At 68.7% G+C, this 16,348-nt stretch carries 12 protein-coding genes; 6 read left to right on the forward strand and 6 right to left on the reverse strand.

Going from position 1 to position 16,348, the window contains the following annotated elements; all coding sequences use genetic code 11:
• Positions 1 to 134 precede the first annotated feature (134 nt).
• Positions 135 to 1,229, forward strand: a complete 1,095-nt coding sequence (locus F8M74_RS03685) for a hypothetical protein (RefSeq protein ID WP_171410114.1) — start codon at positions 135 to 137, stop codon at positions 1,227 to 1,229.
• Positions 1,230 to 1,241: 12 nt separating this feature from the next.
• Here F8M74_RS03685 and F8M74_RS03690 read toward each other — a convergent pair whose 3' ends face one another.
• Positions 1,242 to 2,963 carry a HEAT repeat domain-containing protein gene (locus F8M74_RS03690; RefSeq protein ID WP_141253586.1) on the reverse strand — a complete coding sequence of 574 codons (1,722 nt, stop codon included), beginning with the start codon at positions 2,961 to 2,963 and terminating at the stop codon, positions 1,242 to 1,244.
• Between the two features lie 156 nt (positions 2,964 to 3,119).
• Here F8M74_RS03690 and F8M74_RS03695 point away from each other — a divergent pair, with 156 nt between their 5' ends.
• Positions 3,120 to 3,890 (forward strand): metallophosphoesterase, encoded by a 771-nt coding sequence (locus F8M74_RS03695; RefSeq protein ID WP_141253585.1) that lies wholly within the window; start codon positions 3,120 to 3,122, stop codon positions 3,888 to 3,890.
• A complete protein-coding gene (locus tag F8M74_RS03700) occupies positions 3,890 to 4,486 on the forward strand; it encodes a hypothetical protein (protein WP_141253584.1) in 597 nt (198 codons plus the stop codon). Before F8M74_RS03695 ends, F8M74_RS03700 begins: the two co-directional genes overlap by 1 nt.
• Before the next feature lie 45 nt (positions 4,487 to 4,531).
• Here F8M74_RS03700 and F8M74_RS03705 read toward each other — a convergent pair whose 3' ends face one another.
• On the reverse strand, positions 4,532 to 6,427 hold the full coding sequence (locus F8M74_RS03705; RefSeq protein ID WP_228559719.1) for a sulfatase-like hydrolase/transferase: 1,896 nt from the start codon (positions 6,425 to 6,427) through the stop codon (positions 4,532 to 4,534).
• A gap of 92 nt (positions 6,428 to 6,519) precedes the next feature.
• Here F8M74_RS03705 and F8M74_RS03710 point away from each other — a divergent pair, with 92 nt between their 5' ends.
• Both F8M74_RS03710 and F8M74_RS03715 read left to right on the forward strand, forming a co-directional pair.
• The gene (locus F8M74_RS03710) at positions 6,520 to 7,440 is read left to right on the forward strand and encodes a LysR family transcriptional regulator (RefSeq protein WP_141253582.1); all 921 of its coding nucleotides are present in this window, start codon (positions 6,520 to 6,522) and stop codon (positions 7,438 to 7,440) included.
• Positions 7,441 to 7,543: 103 nt separating this feature from the next.
• Positions 7,544 to 9,115, forward strand: coding sequence for an aromatic amino acid hydroxylase (locus F8M74_RS03715; RefSeq protein WP_163884325.1), 1,572 nt, complete (start codon positions 7,544 to 7,546; stop codon positions 9,113 to 9,115).
• 1 nt (position 9,116) lies between these two features.
• Here F8M74_RS03715 and F8M74_RS03720 read toward each other — a convergent pair whose 3' ends face one another.
• The 4 genes from F8M74_RS03720 to F8M74_RS03735 form a co-directional block, all read right to left on the reverse strand.
• On the reverse strand, positions 9,117 to 9,695 hold the full coding sequence (locus tag F8M74_RS03720) for an SMI1/KNR4 family protein (protein ID WP_141253580.1): 579 nt from the start codon (positions 9,693 to 9,695) through the stop codon (positions 9,117 to 9,119).
• A 126-nt stretch (positions 9,696 to 9,821) separates the two neighbouring features.
• Positions 9,822 to 10,568, reverse strand: coding sequence for a Crp/Fnr family transcriptional regulator MrpC (mrpC, locus tag F8M74_RS03725; protein WP_002634092.1), 747 nt, complete (start codon positions 10,566 to 10,568; stop codon positions 9,822 to 9,824).
• Positions 10,569 to 10,841: 273 nt separating this feature from the next.
• The gene (locus tag F8M74_RS03730) at positions 10,842 to 12,305 is read right to left on the reverse strand and encodes a sigma-54 dependent transcriptional regulator (protein ID WP_141253579.1); all 1,464 of its coding nucleotides are present in this window, start codon (positions 12,303 to 12,305) and stop codon (positions 10,842 to 10,844) included.
• A 7-nt stretch (positions 12,306 to 12,312) separates the two neighbouring features.
• Complete coding sequence (locus F8M74_RS03735; protein ID WP_306341642.1) at positions 12,313 to 13,287, reverse strand: sensor histidine kinase KdpD; 975 nt, start codon at positions 13,285 to 13,287, stop codon at positions 12,313 to 12,315.
• Between the two features lie 44 nt (positions 13,288 to 13,331).
• Between F8M74_RS03735 and F8M74_RS03740 the strand changes: the two genes are divergently transcribed.
• Positions 13,332 to 16,208: a fused MFS/spermidine synthase gene (locus tag F8M74_RS03740; RefSeq protein WP_141253577.1), complete on the forward strand. Its 2,877-nt coding sequence runs from the start codon at positions 13,332 to 13,334 to the stop codon at positions 16,206 to 16,208.
• Positions 16,209 to 16,348 lie beyond the last annotated feature (140 nt).

Raw genomic sequence — 16,348 nt, forward strand, 5'->3', positions numbered from 1 at the left:
AGGTGCAAATGCGTGACGCCAGGTCGACGGAGGCCCGGCCAGCACCCCGTTTCCCGAGCTGCTTCCTGGCCTGATTCATGTCAGACCCGGCGCGTAGATTTGTCCTCGTCGGCGGTCACGAGGGGGGCACCGGAATGAGCACGTCAGTCATTGATAACCGCGTCGAAATCGTCTTCAGCTTTGACACCACCGGCAGCATGTATCCGTGTCTTGCACAGGTGCGGAAGAAGCTGCGGGGCACCGTGTCCCGGCTGATGAAGGAGATTCCGGGCATCCGCATCGGAATCATCGCCCACGGGGACTACTGCGACGCGGGTTCCACGTATGTCACCAAGATGCTGGACCTGACGGACGACGAGGGCGCCGTCGTCCGCTTCGTGGACCGCGTGGAGCAGACGGGCGGGGGGGACGCGCCCGAATGCTACGAGTTCGTACTTCGCCAGGCGCAAAGCCTGTCCTGGACGGTTGGTTACACGCGGGCGCTGGTCTTGATTGGCGACGACGTTCCCCACGGGCCCGCGCAGAATCCACACAAGCTGGACTGGCGCAAGGAGGTGGCCGCGCTGGGGAAGATGGGCATCCCCGTGTATGGCGTGCAAGCCCTGGCGCGCCGTCACGCGACGGCCTTCTACAAGGAGCTGGCGGAGAAGTCGGGCGGCTTCCACCTGAGCCTGGACCAGTTCGCCCACGTCACCGACCTGCTGCTGGCCGTCTGCTACAAGCAGTCCTCGGACGTACAGCTTCAATCGTTTGAGCAGGAAGTGGTGCGCGAGGGCCGGATGAGCCGCGGCCTCAACGTGATGTTCAACACCATGCTCCAGCGCACGGCGCCGCCGCTCCATGGCGAGGCGGACCTGCGCGCAGTACCGCCCGGCCGCTTCCAGGTGCTGGACGTGGACCGGACCCAGCCCATCAAGGACTTCGTGCAGGAGAACGGCCTGCGCTTCAAGACGGGCCGGGGCTTCTACGAGTTCACCAAGACGGAGACCATTCAGGGCCGGAAGGAAGTGGTGCTCATGGACCGGAAGACGGGTGACCTCTTCAGCGGAGACCGCGCCCGGGAGATGCTCGGGCTGCCGCCCGGGGAGACGGTCCGCATCCGGCCCGCCAGCCTGGAGAAGTACGTCGTCTTCGTGCAGAGCACGTCGGCCAACCGGAAGCTGATGGGGGCCTCGAAGTTCCTATACGAGGTCGAGGACTGGGATGGCGCCCCGTCCGCCGCTGCGTAGCGGGCCGGCGGATCAGTGACTGTCGCCCGGCTCCGTGTCGGCTGGCACGGGCTCGATGAAGTGCAGCGTTCGTGGCGTGTCCGTGCCGGAGAGGACATCCCGGGCCAGCTCCAGGCGGAAGCGGCGTGGCATGCCGTTGGAGGCTGGCGGCTCGGGCATAACGGTGAATGCCGTGCTTTGGCCGGGTGCGCCCTCGGGTTGGATGCGGAGTTGGTCTCCGAGCGCGGTGTACTGAAAGGCGTGGACCCGGCCGTCGGTGCCCAGTCGCTCCAAGTGTCCGCCTTCGTAGAAGTAGAAGCGCTCGGTTGCGGGGTAGCGTTCGGGGACCGCGAGCCACTCCGCCACGCTCTGTCCCGTTCGCGCCGGGTCGAAGAGGAGACGTTCGGCGGGCGAGGCCGCTGAGATGGGCGTGTCGCCAGGGGCTTGCTGTCGTTCGAGCGCCGCGTCCAGGTGCCGCAGAACGTCTGGATCACGTTCGGTGGCTTGGTGGTCGCGCAGGGTTTGAAGGGCCTCTGGGCTGGCCTCAAGGCCAAGGGCTCGTACGGCCATCCGCCGGACCTCGGGCGCGGAGTCCTCGAGCGCAAGCCGCAGGGCGCGGTGGGCCACCTCCGGGCGGCTGTTCATGAGGGCCAGGGCAACGGCCTTCCGCGTTTCTGTGTCGAGGGCGCCTCGCAGGCGCTCCAGCAGCACCGTGGTTGCGTCTGGCGGTGCGGCGTCCGAGGTCCAGGCGGAGATGGCGGCGCGCCTGACGCGGAGGGATTCATCCGACAGTGCCTGGCGAAGCGCCCCCCATGCCTCGGGTCCACCGAGTTGACCGAGCGCGGTGACGAGGTCCGCCCGTTCATCTTCGTCGCGTGTCCGGGCCAGCATCTCCAGCAGGGCGCGCGTCGCACCGGAGCAGCCGAGCCGTGCGGTGGCGAGAATCGTTCTTCTGCGGAGCGAAGAATCAGGGTCGGTCAGGAGCCGGCAAACGGGTTCGCAAGCACTGGCGTCGCTACGCAAGACGAGTGACTGAAGCGCCTGTTCGCGGATTTGTAATGGGGACGACGCGGAAAGCAGCGGGACGAAGACGCTGGCGGGCACGTGTGCACGACGGGACAGCGCGCGAAGGGCTTCGAGTCGCACGTCTTCGGCGGCATCCGTGAGGACTTGGATGAGCAGGCCATCTGTCGCCTCGCCTTCTCGCGCGAGCAGGGCAACCGCCGCGGTCCTGATGGTGGAAGAGGCCGAAGCCAGGCCGAGCCGAGCCAGGGCGCCGGATTCGGGGAGCCCCAGCCGTTGCGCGGTCGCGAGCGCGTTCAGCTTCTCCGCCTCCGGGGCACGCTCGAAGCGCTCGAGGAAGAGGTCGCTCGCGGCTGCCGGGTTCATCCTCGCGAGCGAGTCCATGACGGCGTGCTGCACGGAGGGCTCGGTATCATCCAGCGCCTCCTGGAGGCTCCGCCAGTCCGCGGCGTCCTGTGCGCTCGCCAGCACCCGAGCCGCCAGGGCCCGGACGTCAGCCGCTTCGTCGCGAAGCGCGAGCCGGGCCAGGGCATGGGCTTCGTGTGACGCCAGCTCCCGGAGCACTCGCAAGGCCGTGGTCTTCTCGGAAGGGGGGCCCGACACCAGGACGTCCCGGGCGACTTGCGTGAAATCCGCTCGCGCGAGCAGTGCGTCGAGGTCTTCCCGAGTGCTCCGGGTGGGCTTCGTGGCCACCCAATGCAGCAGCTCCCATGTCGACAGAGGTGCGCTCACGGCACCGCCACAATGCGCGAGGAGAGAAGGCCGCTGGAGGACGCCTGAGTCCGGTTCATATGGCGCGTGAGAATGGCTGCTCCTTGTCGCCGCGTGCTCCTGAATCCGGCGTCACATTCCATGGAAGCATCGGGAGGCCGACGTTAGCGTGCGTCCGTGCGCGTCTGGGTGACATTGCTACTGGTGGGCGTGGGCTGTGGCGCCTTCGAGTTCCACCCCTATGAACTCCGGGGACCCCACCGGGACTTGCATGCGCGCTCGCTCGAGCGGTTGTTCGGAGCGGAACCGAAGCAGGCCTTTCGCTTCGCGGTGGTGGGCGACATGCAGTTGTTCCTGGATGACTCCGCGGCGGCGATGCGGGACCTGGAGCAGCGCGGCGTCGACTTCGTGGTGCAGATGGGCGACCTGACGGAGTTCGGCAGCACGCAGGAGTACGAGTGGGGCGTTGAGCTGCTGTCCCGCTTGAAGGTCCCGTTCTTCGTGGTCATGGGCAACCATGACGCGCTGGGCATGGGGCAGAAGCTCTACCGGCGCACCTTCGGACCGGAGTCCTTCTCCTTCACGTATTCGGGCACGCGCTTCGTCTTCTTCGACTCCAACTCCCGCGAGTACGGCTTCCCGGGCGACATCCCGAACCTGCAGTGGCTGAAGACGGCGCTCGCACCGGAGCCCGCGGTGCTGAACACCTTCACCTTCTCCCACGTGCCTCCTGGGAACGGAGACTTTGACGATGCGCTCGTCGCGCCTTTGGTGAAGCTCCAGCAGAGGCAGGGCGTCGCCATCTCCTTCCACGGCCACGTCCACCAGTACCACGACGTCCATGCGCACGATGTCCGGTACGTCACCACCGATTCGATGAAGGGCCGGAGCTACCTCTGGGTGGACGTCGATGGCACCTCGGTGCAGGTGCAGAGGGCCACCTTCTGATGGCCGCGCACGGGAGTCTCCGAGCCTCGCTGCTGGCGGCGCTGCTGTTGGCGGCGCGGGAGGCGCGGCCGGAGCCGGCTCACGAGGCGTCACCCTGGTACGTGCCCGACCATGCGGCGATGCAGTTTGCGGGCGCCATCGGCTTTCTCTCCGCGGGGCCGGGCTGGAGCTTTCTCGAGGACACCGTGGAGGCCGCGCTGCTGGTGGGCTGGGCGCCGCCCGCGTTGGCGGGGGAAGACTTCTTCACCTTCACGCTGAAGGGGCATTGGCGGCCCTTCCGGCTTGATGCGGCGGGGTGGACCGTCCGCCCGCTCATGGTGGGCGCGATGCTCAGCTACACGGTGGGGGACGACTACTTCGCGGACCTGCCCAGCCGTTACGATCGGGGCTATTACTGGTTCCGCACCGCCATCCGGCCCGCGCTGCTGCTGGGAGCCAGCGCGGGGCGGCCGGTGGAGGCGCTGAACCTGCGATTCGTGGAGGGGTACTTCGAGCTCGTCGCCACCGACTACCGGCTGGTGCAGTTCGTCCGCAATCCTTCCACCGTGAACATCGAACTCTTCACGCTGGCCCTGGGCGTGAAGCTCCGGTTCTGAAGCGGCGCGTGTGAGCAGCGCCCCAGGGCTCGCCGCGAGGTACCGTCAGGGCACGTCCGTGGCCGTGGCGGAGTCGGGAAGCGTCGACTCCGACGTCCCTCTCAGTCGGCGGAGGATGCGCGGGGCCTCGGCCGCGAGGCGCTCCTTGCCATCGGCCAGGGGACGGTCGCGCAGGTCGGTGATGACAGTGCCAGGCCGCCCCGCGCCGAAATGGACCTTCAGCTCCTTGCCGATGAGTGCGTAACGCGCCTCCCAACCCACGGTGGTGAGGAGGTATCGCTGCGGGTCCGGCTGGGACATGGGAAGGCCGTCACCCAGCATCGCCGGGCTGTGCGTGTCTCCCAGCAGGTCGAAGAGCGTGGACACCACGTCGATGTGTCCGGTGACGGCGTCGACCTGGCCCACGGGAAGCTGGTCGTCGAACACGAGCATGGGCACGTGAAGCTGGGAGGCCGTCACGTCGCTGCCATGGCCAACGCGGCCGTACTCGCGGAACTCCTCGCCATGGTCGCCGGTGAAGAGAGTCAGCGGCCGCGCGCCGCGCAAGCTTTCGATGCGTGCCAGCAGCTCTTCGACCTTGGTGTCCACTTCGTAGGCCGCGTTCCACGCGCGGGCCTTGAGATGCTCGGGAGGCACGCGCGCCGTGGAGAGTCCGCCCTTTCCATTCCAGGCGGGCGAGAAGACCTCGGAGCGCGGCGGGTAGTCGTAGTCGAAGTGCGTGCCGGCGAAGAACACGAACAGGAACAGCGGCTTGTCCTGAGGCGTGGCCTCCACGGCCGCCAGCGCGTCGCGGACCATGGCTTCGTCCCGCAGGTGGCTGCGGCCCGTGTAGTCCGTGCGCAGGCCACCCGTCACGTCGCGGAAGACGGTGTCCTTGAGGCCCATCCAGTCAACGGAGGACGCGGCGAAGAAGAACTGCTGGTAGCCATTGTGGGCCAGCGCGGGGAAGAGGAGGGGCGTGCGGCCCGCGCCCACCACGGCATTGCGGCGCTGGGCCTCCAACCCGAAGAACATGCTGAACAGCGAGTAGTCCGTGGAGCTGGCCGCGCTGTGGTGATGCAGGAAGCGCGTGCCGCTCTGCGCCCTGCGCCACATGTTCGGCATGACGTCGGCGGTGAAGAAGTCGTCACGCAGGCTCTCCACCAGGACGACGACGATGTCGGGACGGCGGGTGAAGCGCACCGCCGCGGGGTCGATGCTCGCCGCGGGCACGCCCGCCTCGGGGCTCACGCCCAGGCGCAGGCCGGATGCGGGCGCCTTGCCCGTGATGCGCGAGAGGAGGGTGTTCATCCGCACCGGTGCCTGGAGGGGCAGGGTGGTGGTGGCGTGCTGCACGGCGCCGCCATGGGCGAAGATGAGGGACGCGGTGACCAGCCGCTCGATGGTGCACAGGGCCGTCATCAGCACCACCGTGCGCGCCACCCGGCGAGGGCCAAAGCCCCGGCGCAGGAACCAGATGCCCGCCGCCGTGTCGAGCGTGAGAATGACCGCCATCGCCCCGGCCAACAGCGCCACCTCCGACGAAGACAGCCCCGTCTCCGCCAGGGCATGCGGCTGGAGGGCCACCGCCAGTACCAGGCCGTTGATGTGGAAGCCCAGTGAGTTGAGCACCAGCGCGTCCAGCCCGAGCAGCACGCCGCCCACCGCCGTCAGCACCGGGAGCGCGAAGCGGTAGCGGTGGCCGAGCAGGACGGTCAGCGGGAGGGTTCCAAGAAAGGCCACCAGCCCCAGGAACAACGCCTGGGCGAAGCTTCCCGCGAGCAGGAGGGGGCGGAGCCCCGGCGCCAGCCGCTCCACGGCCACGCGCAGCGCGCCGCCGAAGTACATCAATGCGACGAGCCCGTGGAGCACGCACCAGGTCAGCGCGGTACTCAGGTAGGGCCGGGCTGCTTCGAAGCGCTGGAGGAAAATGGCGGCTGCGGTGGACGCCGCGTCAGACATCCGTGACATTGCTCGGCGCAGGTATTCCGGACGCCGGAATTTCGCAAGCATCAATGAAGCCCGGCGGCGCGTCCCGCTGATGGCGTGCAAGGATGCTGCTCATGCCTCCGCGCAAGCTCGTCCGGCACCTCGTCTGGTTGGAGTCCTTCGCCGCCGCCGTGGAGGCGGGCAGCATCGAGGCCGCCGCGGAGCACCTGGGCGTGGCGCGCTCGGTGGTGAGCGAGCACGTTCGCGCGCTGGAGCTGGCGCTGGCGGATGGCGCGCCGTTGTTGGAGCGCGGGCCTGGCCGTCGCCTGCAGCTCACCGCCCGGGGGGAGCGGCTCTTCGCGGGCACCCAGACGCCGCTGCATCAACTGGACATGAAGCGGCTGCGCGACCTGGCCAGCGCCGAGCCCGTGGTGCGGCTGGGCCTCAACCCGACGCTGTCCTTGTCCCTGGTGGGCGCCGTGGCGAGGGACGCCGCCGCCGCGGACCTCAAGCTGGTGCTCAGCTTCGGAGGGCCCCACGAACTGACGCGCCAGGTGCAGACGCGGCAGCTCGACCTGGCGCTCGACTTCACGCCCCTGCCTAGCCATGAAGGCGTGGAGTCGGAGTCACTGCTGCGCATGCCCTTCGTGGTGCTCGCCGGGCCGGACAACGTGCTCGCGCGGCAGGCCGCGTCCCGGAAGTCCCTGCGCGTGAAGGACCTGGAGGGGCAGCGCTTCGTGGACTGGCTGCGTGATGACCCCTACGGCGGCGCCAACAGCGCCCGCTTCGCCGCCCACGGTGTGACGGTGGATGAAGTGGGGCGCGCGGAGAGCTTCCTTCTCCTCTACGAGCTGCTGCGCGCGTTCCGCGCCTGCTCCATCACTCCGGACCTGCGCCCCATGCACCCGTTTCCACCGGACCTCCATGCGTGGCCCCTCTTGGAAGAGGAGCCCCAGGCGGTCGAGGTGGTGGCCTTGTGGCCTTCGGGAGCGCTCAGTCCCGGCGCCCGGTTGGTATTGGATGGACTTCGCCGCAAGCCAGGCTAGTTCGACGTTAAAACGACGAACGCGTCGATTTCTGACGGATTTCCGTTCTCCCTGAGAAGGGGTATCTTCAAAGCGTAGAAGATTCCGCCTGAGGTGAATGATGATGACTCCCACGGAACGGACGATTGCCCGCCTGCCTGCTCATCTGCGTCGCTACGTGGTGAGCCAGGACTACGCGGCGTATACGTCGCGGGACCAGGCCGTCTGGCGGAACATCCTGGGCTCCCTGAGGGGCCACCTGGCGGACAAGGCGCACCCCGTCTACCTGGAGGGCCTGGAGGCCACGGGCATCGGCTCGGAGTGCATCCCCAGCCTGGATGAGATGAACGAGAAGCTCGCTCGCCTGGGGTGGGCCTGTGTGGGGGTGCGTGGCTTCATTCCTCCCGCCGTCTTCACGGAACTCCAGGCGATGGGCGTCCTGGCGATTGCCGCGGACATCCGCACCCACGAGCACATCGAGTACACGCCGGCGCCGGACATCGTCCATGAGAGCGCCGGGCACGCGCCCATCATCGCCAACCGCCGCTACGCGGAGTACCTCAAGGCATGCGGGCTGGTGGGCTTCAAGGCCATTGCCAGCATGGAGGACCAGGCCGTCTTCGAGGCCATCCGGAACCTGTCGGTGGTGAAGGAGGACCCGGACGCCAGCGAGGAGGAAGCGGCGCACGCTCAGGCCCGGCTGGAGGCCGCCAGCGCGAGCCGCCGCTACGTCAGCGAGAGCACACGGGCGAGCCGCCTCTACTGGTGGACGGCGGAGTATGGCCTCATCGGGAGCGTGGAGTCGCCGCGTATCTACGGCGCGGGGCTGCTGTCCAGCATCGGCGAGGGGCAGCACTGCCTGACGCCGGCGGTGAAGAAGCTGCCGCTGAGCGTGGCCTGCGCGGACATGGACTACGACATCACCCGCATGCAGCCGCAGCTCTTCGTGGCGCGGGACTTCGAGCACCTGTTCGAGGTGCTGGCGGAGTTCGAGTCCACGCTGTCGTGGAAGCGGGGCGGCGACTTCGGCCTGACGGAGGCGCTGCGCGCGCGGACCGTCAATCACCTGGTGCTGGCGGACGGCCGCGAGGTGACGGGCCGGGTGCTGGAGATGCTGGCCGCGCCGCGCGAGGTGGCGCCGGGTCTGGGCACCGCGCTCGTCTGCATGGAGGGGCCCATCATGGCCTCGCGCGGCGGGCGCTCCCTGGACGACAAGCCGTGGAGCGGGCCGGCGCTGGTGGCGTTCGGCGCGGGGACGTTGCCGGAGCGCGGGCCCTTCAAGCTGTCGCTGGAGAGTGGGCTGGAGCTGGAGGGCTTCGCCACGGACGGTGGCCAGGTGCTGGCGCTGCGCGGCCGGTTGGCGGGGCGCGAGCTGGCGCTGCCCGCGGTGGCGAAGCTCTTCGTCAGCACGCACCTGCCCTCGGTGGCGGGTGGGCCTTCGGACCCGGCGACGTGGGACCGCTGGTACGGCGAGCTGAGCGCCTTCGCGGAAGGGGATGGCGAGGAGAAGGCCCGCACACGCAAGGCCCTGGCGCTGCACCCGGCGCTGGCCGCGCTCTACCGCGAGGTCCGGAAGATGCGGGAGACGCACTCCGTGAAGCCCGAGCGGCTGAGCCAGATTGCCGCGGCGGCCACGGACTTCCCGGACGACTGGCTGCTTCGCGCCGAAGTGGAAGAGCTGCGCCGCCGCGTTTGAGTCAGCGCCCCCAGTCCTTCTCCTCCAGGCCCTCCCGGAGGACCCAGCGCAGGTGTTCGTCGAAGTCGAAGGTGCAGCCCGAGACGTCAGGCGCTCCATCCAGCAGCCACGTCGACAAGTCGAAGTCGTCGTGGCGCGCCGGGAAGATGAGCAGCCCGGTGTCGCGACGCATCCCCGTGTCGAAGTAGTAGTAGTCGCTCACGTTCGAGTAGGCGCTGTACTGGAAGGGGATGAGCCGGCCGCGGAGCTTCTGCTCGAGGATGGCGGCTTCCAGTTCGTCCTCGTTGTCGCCGAAGGCGCCCTCCTCGACGTACTCCTTGGACCACTGGAGCGTCTCCAGCACCTCGGTGGGGCTCAGCATCCGGGCCCGCTCGTGTCCCTGCCAGTCCACCGCGGAGAACAGGCCGTGGCGGGAGATGAAGTCGAGGTAGGCCTGGGGAAGCAGCGCGCCCAGCGAGGACTCCAGCACGTGGAGGTCCTTGGCGAGCACCGGCGTGAGCGACACGGACCGGAGCGGGAGCTTTGTCTCGTGCTTCAGGCGCTCCTGGAGCGCGAGGATGGAATCAATGGCGCCAGACATTCGCGCGACATCCTACGCACACCGGGGGAGCGCCGTTCGCTGGAAACACCACGGGCCCGGCCACGCGGCATGCGCATGGACAGGCCCGTCTGGTGTCCTGCTGCCCGTTCGCCGCGGGCGCGCGGACTACTTTTCCTTGCCGGCGATCTTCCGCAGGGCCTTCTGGTCTCTCACGCAGAGGATGCGGCCGACGTTGCCGAGCACGCCCTCTCGCTTCATCTCGTTGATGAGCGTGGACACGAAGGAGCGGGAGGCGCCCACGAGGTCCGCGAGGTCCTGCTGGGTGATGCCGCGCAGGTCCGTCTCGCCGCCGTGCGGGCAGCGCTCGCCGTGCGCTTCAACCAGGGTGAGCAGGGTGTCCGCCAGGCGGGCCGGAACCTCCTTGAACGTCAGGCCCAGCACGCGCTTGCGCAGGGCACGCACGCGCTCGGCGTAGGCGCGGACCACGTCCACCGCCAGGGCCGGACGGGCCTCCAACTGGGCGCGGAAGTCGCGGCCCTCGATGCTCCAGACCTCGGCCTCGCCGGCGGCGATGGCCATCTCCTCAATCGGCGTGCCCTCGGGGCGGAACAGCTCGCCGAAGAGGTCGCCCGGGCGGAGGATGGACACCACGGAGCGGGTGCTGTTCTTGCCGATGCGCATCAGGCGCACGCGGCCGGACTTCAGCAGGTAGACGCGGTCGGTGTTGTCGCCGGGGCGGTAGATGGTCGAGTTGTGCGGGAAGGACTCGACCTTGAAGTAGCCCTTGAAGTCGATGGCCTCCTGGCCGGGCACCAGCTTGTTGGCGGTGACCATCATCCCGGAGCTGGTCGTCTGCAGCGGCGCCACGACGTTGGAACCGATGGGGCCGAGGGGGCGGTTGAAACCGTGCATGGCATTACTCCTGGGAAGGAAGCTTTGGGAAGTCGGGCCGTCTGCTTCAGCGGCGAACGGGACTTCGCTTCTCCAAGGTTCGTGCCAGCGGGAATTGAAATGCCGCCGGGACAACACCTCCTGAAATGCCGGGTACTTAGCGCTACAGGCCCGCACCAGAGCCCGTTCTGTGTCCAAAACCTGAAACAGAACGTTCAAACAGTCTGATCAATTTGAACGAAACGTTCAAACCGGGGGCATGAGTGTCGGAGCAACGACACTGTCCAGGAGTGCTCACGACGCATCCTTCACAGGGAAGGTGTGCACTTGAGGGCTCTGGCCCTGTGCAAGACCGTACTTCTGGAGCTTGCGCTCCAGGGTGGGGCGGCTGATTCCAAGGATCTGACAGGTGCGACCCTTGTGCCCCTTGGTGACGGTCATCGCACGGGCGATGAGTTGGCGCTCGGCCTCTTCCAACGTGGGAATCAGGCTGGCGTCGTCCTCGGCCGGCGCGGCGAACATGGCGCTGGCGGTGTGAGCGGAGGTGGCCCGGCCCGGCTCCGGCGAGGGGAGGGGAGACTCCAGGGCGGGCAAATCGTCCCCGCGCAGGACGTCCCCGGGGGCCAGCACCACGGCGCGGGTGAGCACGTTCTCCAACTCGCGCACGTTGCCGCGCCAGGGCAGGCGGGTGAGGCGCTCCATGACCTCGCCGGGCACGCGGGTGACGCGCTTGTGGACCTTTTCGTTGATGCGCTCGAGCAGGTGCTTCACCAGCGGGGGGATGTCCTCGCGCCGCTCGCGCAGCGGGGGAATCTGGAGGGTGATGACCTTGAGGCGTTGGTAGAGGTCCTCGCGGAAGCGGCCGGCCTCCACCTCCTCCACCAGGGCGCGGTGGGTGGCGGCGATGACGCGGGCGCGCAGCTTGATGCGTTTGACGCCGCCCACGCGCTCGAACTCGCGCTCCTGCAGCACGCGCAGGAGCTTGGCCTGGAGCATCAGCGACATGTCGCCAATCTCGTCCAGGAACACCGTGCCGTCCTCGGCCAGCTCGAACTTGCCCGGCTTGCCCGCCGTGGCGCCGGTAAAGGCGCCCTTCTCGTGGCCGAAGAGCTCGCTCTCCAGCAGCGTGTCGACGATGGCCGAACAGTTGATGCCGATGAAGGGCCGGGGCTCGTCGTAGGAGTAGTTGTGGATGACGCGGGCGATGAGCTCCTTGCCGGTGCCGCTCTCACCCGTAATCAGCACGGTGGCGTGGCTGCCGGTGACTTTTCCAATCTCCTTCACCAGCTGCTGCATCAGCGGGCTGGTGCCCACGATGTCGCCCAGGCGGGCGGCGGCGTTCTCGCGGTGGACCTCGTCCGCGCGGCGCGACAGCTGGCGGTACTCCAGCGCGCGCTCCACCACCAGGTCCAGGGCGGCCGGGTCCGGGAAGGGCTTGTGGATGTAGTCGAAAGCCCCGGCCTTCATGGCCCGGATGGTGGTCTCCATGTCGTGGTACGCGGTGACCAGGATGATGCGCGCGTCCCCGCACAGGCCCTTCATCTCCTCGATGATTTCCAGGCCCGTGCGGTCCGGGAGCATCATGTCGAGGATGACCACGCTGGGCATGGCCTCCTGGGCGGCGCGCAGTCCTGCCGCGGCGCTGGTGGCGGTGGCCACCTGGTAGCGGGGCTGGCCGTCCTGCTCGATCTCCTCGAAGTGCATCTTCAGCGTTTCGAGGAGCGAGACGTCGTCGTCGACGATGAGAAGGGTCTCCATGGCGCTCTCAGGTGGCGAACGTCAGCGTCAGCACCACGCCCGGCTCGGCGCTGCCCCGGGCAGCCACGTCTCCCCCCACGCCCGTCATCACCCGGCGCAGGGCGGCCAGGGACAGACCGGCGCCCCGGGCCAGCCGGGAGCCGAAGGGCTCGAAGAGCGAACCGTTCTCCTCAGGGGGCAGGGCGGCGGCGGGGTCGTGGAGCACCATCATCACCTGGTGGGGGCCACCCCGGCGCAGGGCCACCTCCATCGGGCTGCCCTCGGCCTGGCCCATGGCGACGTTGAGCAGCACCTGGGCCAGCACGGGCCGCAGCCGCGTCGGGTCCACCCGGACGCGGGGCAGGTCGGGCTCCTCGTCCACGCGGACCTCCACGCGCCGCTCGGCCAGCTCGGGGGCCACCATCTCCGTGGCCTCCTGCACCACGCCGCGCAGCGGATGGGCGTCCATCTTCGGGGTGGTGTCGCGGCCGTATTCGGAGAGGAGCCAGAGCATGCGCTCCATGGTGCGAATCTCCCGGTTGGCGATGGTGAGCCGCCGCTTGTCCCGGTCATTGAGGCCGGTGTTCCGGGCCAGCGTCTGCACCGCCATCTTCACCGAGGAGAGGGGGTTGCGAATCTCGTGGCTGAGCGAGGAGGACAGCCGTGAAATCTGCACCGGGGGGGCGCCGTCCAGCACGGCGTTGAGGTCCAGCACGGCGGCGCTGGCCTCGCCGCCGTCCAGTCCCAGGGACAGGCGGAGGGGGCACGCATCCTCGCCGCCGAGGTTGGCGGAGACGAACTCCACCGCGCGGCGGTCCTCGCGGGCGCGGGCGTCCAGCTCACGGGCGCGCTTGGGCGACACGCCGAGGACCTCGTGGAGCGGCTGCTCCAACAGGGCCCCGGCGGGGCGCCGCAGGATGCTGGAGAGGTCGCCTTCGGCGCGTGTCACCCGCAGGCTCGGAGTCCAGGCGAGCATCGCGGCATGCAGGAGATGGGTGTTCATTTGATGGGCCTGAAACATACCGACTAAGGTTCCGCGCTGTCCCCATGTCATCTCCGGCGCGTTTTCCTAAGAACCTTGTGGCCTGCCTCCTCTTCCTGTCCGGGGGCACTGCGCTTGTCTACGAACTCGTCTGGTCCAAGTACCTCGGGAATGTCCTGGGGAACAGCGGCCAGGCTCATGCCGTGGTGCTCGCCACGTTCATGGGAGGGCAAGCGCTGGGTGCATTTGTCTTCGGGCGGACAGCTGACCGGGCAAAGAACCCCCTGGCCCTTTACGGCCTGCTGGAGCTGGGCGTGGGCCTGTACGTGCTGGCCTTCCCCTATGTGCTCGATGTGCTGGGGGCGCTATGGCTGAACGTGGCCCCGTCCGTGCCGGATGGCTGGCGACTGGGGCCCCGGCTGCTGGTCTCCTCCGCGTCGCTGCTGATTCCCACGCTGCTGATGGGCGGCACGCTGCCGGCGCTGGTGCGGCACTTCGCCTCCAGCCTGTCGGGGGTGCGCTACGAGTTGGCGCGGCTCTACGCTGTCAACAGTCTGGGCGCGGCGGTGGGTGTGTTCATCGCCGGGACGAAGCTGGTGCCCGCCATCGGCCTGTCCTCCTCGGCAGGGCTGGCCGCGGGGCTCAACATTCTGGTGGCGTTGGCCTCGCTGGGGCTGGCCCGGCGCTTCCCGCCCGCGCTGGTGCCGGGACAGACGCCTCCCGCGGAAGAGGGCGACGCGGAGGTGTCCTATCCGCGCATCGCGGTGAGGGCGGCGCTCATCGGCGTGCTGCTGTCTGGCTTCACGTCCATGCTGTACCAGGTGACGTGGATCCGCCTGCTGTCCATCGTCCTGGGCGCGTCCACCTACGCCTTCACGCTCATCCTCACCGCGTTCATCATGGGCATTGGCCTGGGCAGCTTCTGGCTGATGACGCGCAAGGGACAGGTGGACTCGCTGCGCCTGTTCGGCCGGCTCCAGGTCGCGCTGGTAGCCAGCATCTGCGTGGCGCTGCCGCTCTACGTCCGGCTGCCGCACCTGTTCCGCAAGGCGCAGTGGATGATGACGCGCTCGCTGGACACCTGGCCGCTGTTCCAGGTGCTGACCTTCGGCTTCTGCTGCCTGGTGTTGCTGGTTCCCACCTTCTTCATGGGCGCGGCCTTCCCGGCGGCGGCGCGCGTGGCCACGGCCAAGGTGTCCGAGGTGGGGCGCCAACTGGGCGGCGTCTACCTGTGGAACACAGTGGGCACGATTACGGGTTCGGCGCTGGGCGTGCTGGTGCTGATGCCGTGGTGGGGCATGGAGGGCAACTTCATCGCGGGTGTGGCGGCCAACCTGCTCGGCGCGGGGCTGGCCTTCCACGCGGCCCCCGGCCGTCCCGCGCAGCATGCGCGCGCCTTGTGGCCGGTGGCCGCCACGGCGGTGCTGGCGCTGGTGGTGCTGGGCGGGATGAGCGGCTGGGCGGTGCGGTTGTCGGGCATCGCCTCCATCCGCTCCCACGAGAAGCCGCCGGAAAGCTACGCGAAGCTGGTGGCGGACACGGAGGCCATCATCCGCCCCATCTTCTACCAGGACGACACCTTCGCCACGGTGATGGTGGCGGACGTTCCCGTGGACAACCTGCGGTTCATGAAGCTGAACGGGAAGGTGGACGCGTCCAACGGGAGCGACGTGGAGACGCAGGTGGTGGCCGGTCACCTGGGCGCCCTGTTGCACCCGCGTGAGCCCAAGTCGGTGCTGCTGGTGGGCGCCGGTGCTGCCATCACCGCGGGCAGCGTGCTGGTGCACCCCGTGGAGCACCTGGACATGGTGGAGATTGCTCCCGCCGTCATCGACGCGGCGCGCCTGTTCAAGGCGGACAACCGCAACGCGGTGGATGACCCGCGCACCCACGTGCACGTGGACGACGCCAAGACGTTCATGGCGCTGTCGCCGCGCAAGTACGACCTGGTGGTGAGCGTGCCGTCCAACCCGTGGGTGTCCGGCGTGTCCGGCCTCTTCACGCGGGACTTCTTCCAGACGGTGGACCGGCACCTGGCGGACGACGGCGTGCTGGTGCAGTGGATCCACACCTACGAGAGCAACGAGGACCTCATCAAGCTGGTGGTCCGCACCCTGCGAGACACCTTCCCGCACGCCACCACGTGGCTGGGGCCACATGACCTGGTGATGGTGGCCAGCCGCAAGCCCCTGGCCTTCGATGCGGCGCGCCTGGCCGAGCGCATGGGGCATCCGGAGGTGCGGAAGGACTTGTCCCGCGTGGGCATCAACGACGTGTTCGCGCTGCTGTCCAAGCAGGTGCACAGCGAGGCCGGCCAGCTCGAGTTCGCCGGTGAGGGCCCCATCAACACGGACGACCACAACCTGCTGGAGTACGCGTCGCCCATCGCCTTCTTCGTGTCGAATCTGGACGTGCGTGTAAGGGACGAGCGGCGCGCGCCCGAAGGGGCGGACCGCCTCTTCCTGCACGACTACGTCCAGCAGCACCCGCCCACCGCGGAGCAGGCCGCCGGGCTGTACCGGAACATCGAGCGCTACCACGCGCCCAATGACCCCATGGTGCGCGGCGCGGCCGCGCAGTGGCGGCGGCTGGCCCCCGACAGCCCCGAGTCCGCCCTGGCCCTGGGCAAGGCGGCGCTGGCCCAGCAGGATTTGACGCTGGCCGCCTCGCTCCTGGAGCCCGAGGTGGCGCGGGGCGGACGCGAGCCCGCCCTGGTGACGGCCTACCTCCGGCTGGTGACGGCTCAGACCTGGGCTTCGCGCACCATGTGGACGCCTGTAGGTGCCCTGCATGACACCGTGGCCCTGGGGCGCGAGGTTGCGTCCCGGCACCCGGACGACGAACATCTGGCCCGGGCGCTGCGCTCGCTCTGCGAGGCGCTGCCCCGTTCGAGCTGCGAAGGCACCGCCCAAACGCCCGTTGCCGCGCCCGGGAGCCCCTGAAATGGGGGGCTTGGATCATCCCAATCGGGCCAATTGCCTGGAATCACTGAGAATTCCTGGCATCCTCCCGATGACCGATGGAGGTGGAAGTGGGATCTGCCCTAGGGTGCGAATCACCCAAGCAGCAGGGTGTTTTTTCC

The organism is Myxococcus sp. CA023 (genome assembly GCF_010998615.1).
GTDB lineage: Bacteria > Myxococcota > Myxococcia > Myxococcales > Myxococcaceae > Myxococcus.

What these genes read in the sequence shown, in the direction of transcription:
- F8M74_RS03685 (WP_171410114.1), top strand. Translation starts at nt 135, where the DNA reads ATGAGCACGTCAGTCATTGATAACCGCGTCGAAATCGTCTTCAGCTTT.
- F8M74_RS03700 (WP_141253584.1), top strand. Translation starts at nt 3,890, where the DNA reads ATGGCCGCGCACGGGAGTCTCCGAGCCTCGCTGCTGGCGGCGCTGCTG.
- F8M74_RS03705 (WP_228559719.1), bottom strand. Translation starts at nt 6,427, where the DNA reads ATGTCTGACGCGGCGTCCACCGCAGCCGCCATTTTCCTCCAGCGCTTC.
- F8M74_RS03710 (WP_141253582.1), top strand. Translation starts at nt 6,520, where the DNA reads ATGCTGCTCATGCCTCCGCGCAAGCTCGTCCGGCACCTCGTCTGGTTG.
- F8M74_RS03715 (WP_163884325.1), top strand. Translation starts at nt 7,544, where the DNA reads ATGACTCCCACGGAACGGACGATTGCCCGCCTGCCTGCTCATCTGCGT.
- F8M74_RS03720 (WP_141253580.1), bottom strand. Translation starts at nt 9,695, where the DNA reads ATGTCTGGCGCCATTGATTCCATCCTCGCGCTCCAGGAGCGCCTGAAG.
- mrpC (WP_002634092.1), bottom strand. Translation starts at nt 10,568, where the DNA reads ATGCACGGTTTCAACCGCCCCCTCGGCCCCATCGGTTCCAACGTCGTG.
- F8M74_RS03730 (WP_141253579.1), bottom strand. Translation starts at nt 12,305, where the DNA reads ATGGAGACCCTTCTCATCGTCGACGACGACGTCTCGCTCCTCGAAACG.
- F8M74_RS03735 (WP_306341642.1), bottom strand. Translation starts at nt 13,287, where the DNA reads ATGAACACCCATCTCCTGCATGCCGCGATGCTCGCCTGGACTCCGAGC.
- F8M74_RS03740 (WP_141253577.1), top strand. Translation starts at nt 13,332, where the DNA reads ATGTCATCTCCGGCGCGTTTTCCTAAGAACCTTGTGGCCTGCCTCCTC.